Source organism: Sporomusa sp., from assembly GCF_035561255.1.
Classification (GTDB): Bacteria; Bacillota; Negativicutes; order Sporomusales; family Sporomusaceae; genus Sporomusa.
Genome location: NZ_DATMXX010000057.1, coordinates 1 through 9864, shown reverse-complemented (window position 1 = coordinate 9864; position 9864 = coordinate 1). Strand labels below are relative to the sequence as shown.

10 protein-coding genes and 2 pseudogenes are annotated in these 9864 nt (G+C 48.0%); all 12 read left to right on the top strand.

Annotated features, from left to right (window positions below; genetic code table 11):
• Positions 1 to 96 precede the first annotated feature (96 nt).
• The 12 genes and pseudogenes from VN379_RS03110 to VN379_RS03065 all read left to right on the top strand — a co-directional run bounded on the left by VN379_RS03110 (position 97) and on the right by VN379_RS03065 (position 9513).
• On the top strand, positions 97 to 1674 hold the full coding sequence (locus tag VN379_RS03110) for an ABC transporter substrate-binding protein (RefSeq protein ID WP_325530688.1): 1578 nt from the start codon (positions 97 to 99) through the stop codon (positions 1672 to 1674).
• Between the two features lie 72 nt (positions 1675 to 1746).
• Positions 1747 to 2763, top strand: a complete 1017-nt coding sequence (locus tag VN379_RS03105) for an ABC transporter permease (RefSeq protein ID WP_325530686.1) — start codon at positions 1747 to 1749, stop codon at positions 2761 to 2763.
• A gap of 1 nt (position 2764) precedes the next feature.
• On the top strand, positions 2765 to 3604 hold the full coding sequence (locus tag VN379_RS03100; protein WP_325530684.1) for an ABC transporter permease: 840 nt from the start codon (positions 2765 to 2767) through the stop codon (positions 3602 to 3604).
• Between the two features lie 15 nt (positions 3605 to 3619).
• A complete protein-coding gene (locus VN379_RS03095) occupies positions 3620 to 4633 on the top strand; it encodes an ABC transporter ATP-binding protein (protein ID WP_325530682.1) in 1014 nt (337 codons plus the stop codon).
• Complete coding sequence (locus tag VN379_RS03090; RefSeq protein ID WP_325530680.1) at positions 4602 to 5567, top strand: oligopeptide/dipeptide ABC transporter ATP-binding protein; 966 nt, start codon at positions 4602 to 4604, stop codon at positions 5565 to 5567. Before VN379_RS03095 ends, VN379_RS03090 begins: the two co-directional genes overlap by 32 nt.
• Positions 5560 to 6471, top strand: coding sequence for an aminopeptidase (locus tag VN379_RS03085; protein ID WP_325530678.1), 912 nt, complete (start codon positions 5560 to 5562; stop codon positions 6469 to 6471). Before VN379_RS03090 ends, VN379_RS03085 begins: the two co-directional genes overlap by 8 nt.
• 80 nt (positions 6472 to 6551) lie before the next feature.
• Positions 6552 to 7091, top strand: coding sequence for an XRE family transcriptional regulator (locus VN379_RS03080; RefSeq protein ID WP_325530676.1), 540 nt, complete (start codon positions 6552 to 6554; stop codon positions 7089 to 7091).
• Between the two features lie 271 nt (positions 7092 to 7362).
• Positions 7363 to 7941 carry a GNAT family protein gene (locus VN379_RS03075; protein ID WP_325530674.1) on the top strand — a complete coding sequence of 193 codons (579 nt, stop codon included), beginning with the start codon at positions 7363 to 7365 and terminating at the stop codon, positions 7939 to 7941.
• A 6-nt stretch (positions 7942 to 7947) separates the two neighbouring features.
• Positions 7948 to 8811: a DMT family transporter gene (locus VN379_RS03070; RefSeq protein ID WP_325530672.1), complete on the top strand. Its 864-nt coding sequence runs from the start codon at positions 7948 to 7950 to the stop codon at positions 8809 to 8811.
• A gap of 19 nt (positions 8812 to 8830) precedes the next feature.
• Positions 8831 to 8992, top strand: a pseudogene (locus VN379_RS25070) (EamA family transporter); the annotation flags it as partial.
• A 13-nt stretch (positions 8993 to 9005) separates the two neighbouring features.
• Positions 9006 to 9158, top strand: a pseudogene (locus tag VN379_RS25065) (EamA family transporter); the annotation flags it as partial.
• A 70-nt stretch (positions 9159 to 9228) separates the two neighbouring features.
• A complete protein-coding gene (locus VN379_RS03065; RefSeq protein WP_325530670.1) occupies positions 9229 to 9513 on the top strand; it encodes a hypothetical protein in 285 nt (94 codons plus the stop codon).
• The last annotated feature ends 351 nt before the right edge of the window (positions 9514 to 9864 follow it).

Genomic DNA, 9864 nt, shown 5'->3' with positions numbered 1-9864 from the left:
ATCTTTGCCTGGCATATTGAACCCGGTTGTTTTGTCAGTGGGCCATGAAAAGATTTATTTTATATAGTAAAGCATTATTTGAAATGGGGGGAAAGCATGAAAAAGTTAAGTTATCTGATGGTGCTGGTGTTGCTGGTCATGGTTCTGGGAGGCTGTGGCAGCAGCAAACCGGCAGAGCAAGCCACTAAAAAGGTACCCAATGATGTTTTGGTTGTCGGTATGTCCCTGGATCTGGCAACATTAGACCCGGCGGCAACTATGGACAATGCCTCCTGGAAGATTACCTATCCCTGTTATGACCGTCTTGTCAAATATAAAGCCGATAATGGTAAAAGCAGCACTGAGGTTGAACCCATGGCAGCAGAATCCTGGTCGGTAAGCCCTGATGGCAAGGAGTGGATATTTAAGCTTCGTAAGAATATCAAATTTCATGACGGCAGCCCGCTGACGGCACAGGCGGTAAAGTTCAGTTTCGACAGGGTCATGAAAATTAAGAAAGGACCTGCCGATTATTTCCCGACACTGAAAGCAGTGGAAGCAGTTGATGACTATACGGTAAAATTCGTAATGGAAAAGCCCTTCCCGCCATTTTTGTACACGCTGGCAACCAACGCGGCCAGCATCATCAATCCCAAGGTTATGGCCCAGGAAAAGAATGGCGACTTAGCTTCCGGCTATCTTGCCGATCACACCATGGGCAGTGGCGCCTATGAGCTGAAGGAGTGGAATCCGGGCCAGAATATCAAGCTCCAGGCAGCGAATGACTATTGGGGCGGTGCGCCTGCTCTGAAGACGGTACTTATCCAGTTTATTAAAGATCCATCGGCGCAGCGCCTGCAACTGGAAAATGGCGATATCGACATTGCTGAGAGTATTCCCACTGAACAACTTGATCAGTTGAAAGCCAAACCGGATCTCCAGATTGCTGAAAGTCCCAGTCTGTTGGTCAGTTATGTGTATCTGAATAACAAGAAGGCGCCGCTTGATAATGTCAAGGTCCGGCAGGCCCTTAATTACGCTATTGATCATAATGCCATCATTCAGGGTGCGATCAAAGGTAAAGGCATCCAATTGAAAGGACCAATTCCGGAAGGCTTATGGGGCTATGATCCTAATGCCAAAGGCTATAGTCTTAACATTGAAAAAGGTAAACAGCTGCTGGCCGAGGCCGGTTTTGCTCAGGGACTGACCTTGAAGCTGCTCTATTCTGATTACAAGAGCTTCTGGGAAAGTGAGGCCCTGCTGCTGCAGGACAATCTGGCTAAAATCGGGGTAAAGGTTGAACTGGAAAAAATAGCATGGGCTACTTTAAGAGACAAGGTGGACCGGGCTGATTACGATCTGTGTCTTGGGGCCTGGAGTCCGGATTACGCCGATCCCCAGACGTTCATGACCTATTGGTATGATTCCAGGATGTTCGGTCTGGCCGGTAACCGGGCATTTTACAAGAACGATGCGGTAGACGCGCTGCTGCGTGAGGCCGAGCAGATCAGTGACCAGGGGGCACGCACCAAGCTCTACCAGCAAGCTCAGGCTATTGTGCTGGAAGAGGCTCCATATATTTTATTATTCCAAAGCAACAGCATGGTTGCCATGCGCAAAAACGTGCAGGGCTACGTATACAACCCCATGCTGGAATCCATGTATAACTTTGAAAGCATGAAAAAGAACTGATAGCCTGTATGACAGTGTTGGGGGATATGGATATGTTGCGGCATATCCATATCTGCGCTTTGGGGGGAGAGCATGTTTGTTTTACGGTATTTAATTAAACGGTTACCTCATTTGCTGGTAGTATTTCTGGGGGTATCTATCATTACCTTCGCCATATCCCATGTCATTCCGGGCGATCCGGCACGAATGCTGGTAGGGCAGCGGGCGAGCCAGGAAACGCTGGCAAAGGTCCGGGTGGAGCTGGGGTTGGATCAACCTATTCCGGTTCAATATCTCCGTTATATGACAGATTTGCTGCAGGGGGATATGGGCACCTCCATTCGTACACAGCAACCAATTGCCAAGGAGCTTAAGCGGTATTTTCCGGCTACGCTGGAGCTTACCCTTGTCAGCATGCTGCTTGCTCTGGTTTTCGGGATCTTGCTGGGGGTAGCGGCTGCTGTCCGGCGCGACCGGTGGGTTGACCACATCAGCCGGATTATTTCCCTCATCGGCGTGTCCACTCCCTTATTTTGGTCCGGCTTGGTGGTCATGATTATCTTTTATAAATATTTGCAATGGTTTCCGGCTTCCGGGCGGCTGGATGCCTTTATCAGCCCACCGGCCTATATAACCGGGATGTATATCATTGATGGCATAATAGCAGGTAATTGGCAGGTGGTGGTGAGCGCTGCCGAGCACCTGGTGCTGCCTGCCAGTTGCCTGGCTTATATCCAACTGGCGGTTATCGCGCGGCAGGTGCGCTCCAGCATGATCGATGCGTTGGCGCAGGACTATATTCGGACAGCCAGAGCCTGTGGTCTTGCCGAATGGAAGATTATTTATCAGTATGCATTGAAAAATGCCTTATTACCGACAGTGACGGTAGCCGGGTTAATTCTCGGTGAATTGCTGGGGGGCGCTATTATTACCGAAACTATTTTTGCCTGGCCCGGTATGGGGAAATATGTCGTGGATTCAGTGGCTTTTCTTGATTTTCCCGCTATTATGGGGTTTACGCTGGTTGTTTCTGTCGGGTATGTTCTGATCAATCTGTTGGTCGATTTGCTATACCGGGTGCTTGACCCTCAAATCAGGGAGGTCGACTAATATGATGAGTGCCTGCAAAACATTTACTATTTTACGTCGCAACTCTTTGACCTTTATTGGTTCGATTATTGTGATGCTGGTGCTGGTCATTGGTTTTGGTGCGCCGGTGATTGCTCCCTACGATCCTGTTGCTATCGATGTGCCGGCCAGATTACAGCCACCCGGGATGCAGCACTGGTTTGGCACTGACGAAATGGGGCGGGATATCCTGAGCCGGGTAATTTACGGCAGCCGGATATCAGTACAAGTTGGTCTGTCTATAGTTGTCATTGCGGCGGTGACCGGAACGATCATCGGCAGTGTTGCCGGCTATCAGGGCGGCAAAACAGATCAGGCTGTCATGGCTTTAACCGATATTGTCCTGTCTTTTCCCTCCATGGTTCTGGCCATGGCGCTGGCAGCCGCACTCGGCCCCAGCCTGTTTAATACTATGCTGGCTGTAGCAGTTGTGAAGATTCCGGTTTACATTCGGCTGGTGCGAGGCCAGGTATTGTCATTAAAAGAACGGCAATATGTCCGGGCGGCGCGTACCTTTGGCGCCACGCCGCTGTGGATCATCCCCCGGCATATCATCCCCAATTGTATTGCGCCGGTGCTGATTCAGATGACACTCGGCATTGGGGAAGCCATCTTGACTGCGGCATCGCTGAGCTTTATCGGACTGGGTGCCCAACCGCCGACTCCCGAATGGGGTGCCATGATCAGCACGGCCCGTTCGTATGCAATTGACCAGTGGTGGTATGCCGGTTTTCCCGGAGTGGCTATCTTTATTACTGTTGTCGGATTTAATTTGCTGGGCGACGGGATTCGTGACATATTGGACCCGCGGGCTAAAAACTAAGCAGGGAGAATGTATATGGAGAATTCAGTACTGTCTATCCGGGACCTCGTGGTCGATCTCGCGATTGGCCGTGAGCAAGCGCGGGTTTTGCATGAGGTATCGTTAACGGTGACTGCGGGCGAAATTCTGGGGCTGGTTGGCGAATCGGGCTCAGGCAAATCGGTTACGGCGGCGGCTATTATGCAGCTTCTGCCAGGCGGGAGAGCGGCTATTACCGGTGGCAGCATTAATTTCCGCGGCGAGGAATTGACGCGGAAAACACCGGCGGAAATGAGGAAAATCAGGGGTAAAGAGCTGGCAATGATCTTTCAGGAGCCAATGACCAGCCTGAATCCGGTGTTTTCTATTGGCCGGCAGTTGACTGATGTGATTATGACCCACCAGGATATGAGTAAAAGGCAGGCCGAAGCACATGCGACAGCCATGCTGGAGGCTGTTCACATTCGGGAGCCGGAACACATTCTGCGAAGCTATCCGCACGAGTTGAGCGGCGGGATGCGGCAGCGGGTTATGATTGCCATGGCGTTGTCATGTTCACCGGCACTCTTAATCGCCGACGAGCCGACCACTGCGCTTGATGTCACCATTCAGGCGCAGATATTGCTGCTGATGCAGGAGGCTGTCAAACAAACCGGCGCTGCCGTAATTTTTATTTCCCATGACCTGGGCGTGGTTTCGCAAATCTGTGACCGGGTGGCGGTTATGTATGCCGGCGAGGTGGTGGAATGTGGCAGGACGGCGCAATTATTGCAATCACCCCGGCACCCCTATACCCAGGCGCTGCTTGCCGCTATTCCGGACTTTTTCACAGCGGCCGGACAACTGGCGGCTATTCCCGGAACGGTTCCGGATGTGCGCAGTATTTTGTCAGGCTGCCGCTTTCAGCCGCGTTGTTCCTGTAAACAGGCTATTTGTACAGGCAAGAAACCGGAGAATATCACCGTGCGGGCCGGACATACTGTTCGCTGCTGGCTGGTAGCAGAGGAGGATACTGGAGATGCAGCCGTTGCTGGAACTGGATGCTGTTGAAAAATATTTTGTAAAAAAGACTTATCTGGGCAAGGAAAGAATCTTCCGGGCGGTTGACGGGGTAACCCTTGCTGTTAATAAAGGGGACACCCTTGGCATTGTCGGCGAATCCGGCTGTGGGAAAAGTACGCTGGCCAATTTGATCGTCCGTTTAGAAGCGCCTACAGGCGGGCGGATCTTGCTGGACGGGGTGGAAATATCCCATCTGCCGGAAGCCAGCCTGCGCCCTTTACGTCCACGTCTGCAGATTATCTTTCAGGATCCTTACTCGTCCCTAAACCCGCGGCTGAATGTGGAGCAAATTATTACCGAGCCGATGCGTGTTTTGGGAAAATGGACTCCGGACGACATGCGCGGCAAAGCGGTATCACTGTTGGAGCTTGTCGGCCTGACAAGTGATCATTTGCGCCGTTATCCGCATGAATTCAGTGGCGGGCAACGTCAGCGGCTGTCGATTGCGCGGGCGTTAACAACTGAACCGGAACTATTGATTCTGGATGAGCCGACATCGGCACTGGACGTATCAGTACAGGCCCAGGTCCTGAATTTATTGCAGCAATTGCAAAAGAAGCTGGGATTGACTTATATTTTTATATCCCATAACCTGGCGGTGGTAAAATATGTAGCTAATCGCGCGGCCGTCATGTACCTGGGCAAGATCCTTGAGACCGGCACGGCTGACGATATCATGCTCAATCCGGTTCATCCGTACACCCGGGAATTAATCAGTGCCGTACCTGCCATCGGCAAGCTGTTAGCCTCCAACTGTCCGGAATACGGTGAAGAAAACAATAAAAGCCAGGTAAGTTCCGGTTGTTTGTACCGCTTCCGGTGCCGGCAGGCGTCCGGTGTCTGCAGTCAGGCGATGCCTATGCTGCAGGATTGCGGCCCCGGTCATCAGGTTGCTTGTTGGGAGGTTGGGAAAAATGCATAAATTACGGGAGAATCTTGTTGTTTCCCTGCAGGGAGGCGGTGTTCCGGTCCGGCAGGTGGCTGTCTGTTATCAAAGCAAAAAAGCATTGGCCCAAACCATTGCCGGGTTGCTGCCTTATCCCACTGTGGTAATCAATAGCCTGGGCGGTTTTAGCGAAGAATCCGGTCTGGACGGTGTCAGTCACGCCATTGAACTGTACGAGCCTGAGGCCCCTGGATATGATCTGTGCCGCCGTCTGCGCACCCGGCTGCAAAGCGACGGGTGCCGGATCGTATCCTTGTTTGACTGGCGTGATGATTATTTACAGGATGAATTCTGGGGTAGCACCGATTATACTATTCTGGCGCAGCAACTGGCGATAATAAAGCAGGAACTTATTAAAGTAGAATATTTCCATATTACATCTGAAGCAGGTACCGACATCACTTTTTCGGTCAAAGGGCGTTCCTGGATTATTGCCAATGGCTTGTGCCGCAATGACGGGCTGGCGCAAATGCCTGACGGGGAGATTTATACCTGCCCTGTTGAAGATACCTTTACAGGGGTTATCGTCATTGATGGTACTGTCAGCCGCTCCTGGCTGCCTCCGGAGCCACAGCGCCTTGAGTTCAGGCAAGGCAAACTTGTTGATTGTTCACCACAATTTGCAGAATATATCAGGCCGCAGGGGCCGGACATTTATTTCATCGGCGAATTTGCTCTTGGATTTAACCCAGACCACCGGCAGGTCATTCGCAACATTTCCGTCGATGAGAAAGCAGCCGGTACTGTGCATTTTGCTCTTGGCGACAGCTATAATTTGGGGAAGAATAAGTGTAATTGTCATGTGGATATGGTAGTTCGCAATCCCTGTATCGAAACCACACCACATGTTAGGTTGCCTTATTTTGAACGCAACACATAAGTGAAGCGGCGCATACCATTATGCCTGCAGATGCGGGCATAATGGTATGCGCCAAATAAAATTAGCTGGTGGTGAAAAGTTTGCAACTAGGGGAAAAAATACGGAGCCTGCGCAAGGAACAAAAGTATACGATCGAGCAGCTTGCCCAGAAGGCCGACCTGAGCTCCGGTTTGATCAGCCAAATGGAACGGGATATTATTGTACCTTCAGTAGGGTCCCTCTGGAAGGTAGCCAAAGCATTAAATGTGCATATCAACTACTTTTTTGACGAGTACGAGCTGGATAATCCGGTTGTCCGCAAAGATGAGAGAAAGAAAATCATCCTGCCTAATTCAAATGTTACTTATGAATTGCTGAGTCCCCATTTAAACCGGAAGATGGAATTTTTACTGATAAAAATCGAGCCAGGCATGGAGAATTTTGATGAGCTGATTTGCCATGAAGGTGAGGAATGCGGCTATATGCTGCAAGGAAGCATGAAAATTCGCTGGGGCAGCAAAGAGTATATCCTGCATGAAGGGGATAGTATTTATCTGGATAGCACTGTGCCACACCGCTTTATCAATATCGGCGATGTAACCGCAATTTCCATATGGACAATGACACCGCCGACTTTTTAATGATTTAATAGAATAGGTGGAGTGACTCAAGAGAACCGTCCCCTTGAGTCCCCTTGAGCCTGTTCTTGACATTCTGGGAATATTATGCAAAAATATTCCCAAAGGTGAGTGTGCATAACAGTAGCGATGCTGGAGCTGCATAGAGGCTTTGCAAGCCTTACACGTGGGTAGCAACCCTGCGGAGTCACATGACTGTGATTCTGTGGGGTTTTCTATATGCTAAGCAAATTTTTAAGAGAACTCACCCGGTGAAAGAAAGGAGACGTGAAAAGTGAGCGAGCTTTTTTTCTGGAATACACCGCTGCTGGTGACAAGACGGTTACTTTTAAGAAAGCTTGGACCCGATGATGCAGAAGCTATTTTTGAATATGCTTCCGTTGATGAAGTAACAAAATATATGACCTGGGATACCCACAAGGCTATAGCAGATACCCACGCATTTATAAATCTCACGTTAAACCGGTATCTGAGCGATGAGGCCGGTGAATGGGGGATTATTTTGCAAGAAACCGGCAAACTTATCGGTGCTATAGGCTTTCCCCAGGTAGATAAGAAAAACAATCACGCGGCAATCGGTTATGTGTTAGGGCGCCGTTATTGGGGCGACGGCCTTATGCCGGAGGCAGTTAGGCGGGTATTGCAATTTGCCTTTCAAGACATGACCCTTAACCGTGTTGAGTGCATTCACGCTGTGCCAAATGAGAAATCAGGCAGAGTGATGCAAAAGGCTGGCATGAGTTTCGAAGGGATTGCCCGGGAGAAAATGTTCGCTAAAGGTAAGTATTGGGATGTTAAACAATATGCTATACTCCGGTCAGACTGGAATGAAAGAAAAGAGGCTGTTGAATAGTCGTATATGAAAGCAAAAAATATCAGTTTATTACAGATTCATGTGGCGGTTTTATTATTTGGCTTGTCTGGGTTATTTGGCAAGCTGATAGCGCTGCCGGCAATCATAATAGTCCTGGGCAGAGTTTTTTTTGCGAGTATTTTCTTATTGCTGCTGCTGGTTTATCTGAAGAGAAATATAAAATTGCAACAGCAGCGGCATTATTTCTATTTGGCGATCATGGGCGTTATTTTAGCAATCCACTGGATTACTTTTTTTCTATCAATACAGGTCTCGACTGTTGCCATCGGGCTACTTACGTTTTCTACATTCCCTGTCTTTGTAACATTTCTGGAACCATACTTTTTTAAAGAGAATATCCGGGTTGCCGATATTATTGTTGCATTAATTACATTCGTGGGTGTACTGCTAGTGATCCCGGAATTTCAATTGGACAATAATTTAACGCAAGGCGTTTTATGGGGAATAACCTCTGGTTTTACTTATGCCATCTTATCAATGCTTAACCGCAAGTTCGTCAGCGAGTACTCAGGTTTAGTTATTGCATTCTATGAACAAGTGACTGCTACAATCCTACTCATCCCATTCTTCTTGCTCCAGCAGCCACTGGTGCAAATTAATGACATAGTGCTGCTTATTTTATTAGGGATCCTTTTTACAGGGGTTTCTCATTCATTATTTATTAGTGGCTTGAAAAATATTAAAACACAGACAGCCGGAATTATATCAACCCTAGAGCCAGTGTATGGTGTCATTTTTGCGGTTTTGTTACTGCAGGAAATACCGTCGATAAGAGAAGTCTTAGGTGGAATTATCATTATCGGTACTGTTGTATACTCATCGATAGACTCAAGAGAACCGTCCCCCTGAGCCAGAATATCTAAAAACACAGACAGCCGGAATTATATCCAGCCTGGAACCAGTGTATGGTGTCCTCTTTGCGGTTTTGTTATTGCAGGAAATACCGTCAATAAGAGAAGTCTTAGGTGGAATTATCATTATCGGTACTGTTGTATACTCATCGATAGACTCAAGAGAACCGTCCCCCTGAGTCACAGACAGCCGGAATTATATCAACCCTAGAGCCAGTGTATGGTGTCCTCTTTGCGGTTTTGTTACTGCAGGAAATACCGTCGATGAGAGAAATCTTAGGTGGAAGTATTATTATCGGTACTGTTATATACTCATCGATAGACTCAAGAGAACCGTCCCCTTGAGTCAGAATATCTATTTTTAGCAGGATCTGGTATAATAAAAATATAATGCGATATTTTAGGAGGCAATGTGATGAGTCAAGCTAAGGAGTTAGAAAAAAACAAGGCAGGACGCTTAAGGATTGTATTCGGTAATACTGACCGTACGGCAGAAGAAATAATCGCTCAAATTCACCGTCACGTCAGTGAATTTGCCGGCCTGAATATTGAAGCAGCAAAATCGGTCCCGAAGCACGTTGGTCAGGTTGTTGTTGACGTTCAAGTCGCAACAGCAAATATAGACACTGCAAAGCTCCGGCGGAATCTTAATGAGGCTGGATCATGCATGTTCCAAGTTGATTCAATTGAACAAATTTAACAAATGAAGTGCCAGTAGACTCAAGGGGACGGTTCTCTTGAGTCATTTTTTTCGCTATCTATAAGCATGAATTCGTTATTGCAAGCAAGAATGTCAGTGGGGTTTTGGTAAAAGTATGGTAATGATATACAAAAAAATGTAGTTTAGTAGACTCAAGGGACGATTTCTCTTGAGTCATTTTTTCGCTTGATCTATAACCTGAATTCGATATTGTAAGCAGGAATGTCAGTTTGGTTTTAGTAAAAGTATGTAGTGATATACAAAAAAATTGCAGTTTAGTGATGAAAAATTTAGGTTATTAGGCTCAAGGGGACGGTTCTCTTGAGTCATTTTTTCGCTTGATCTATAACC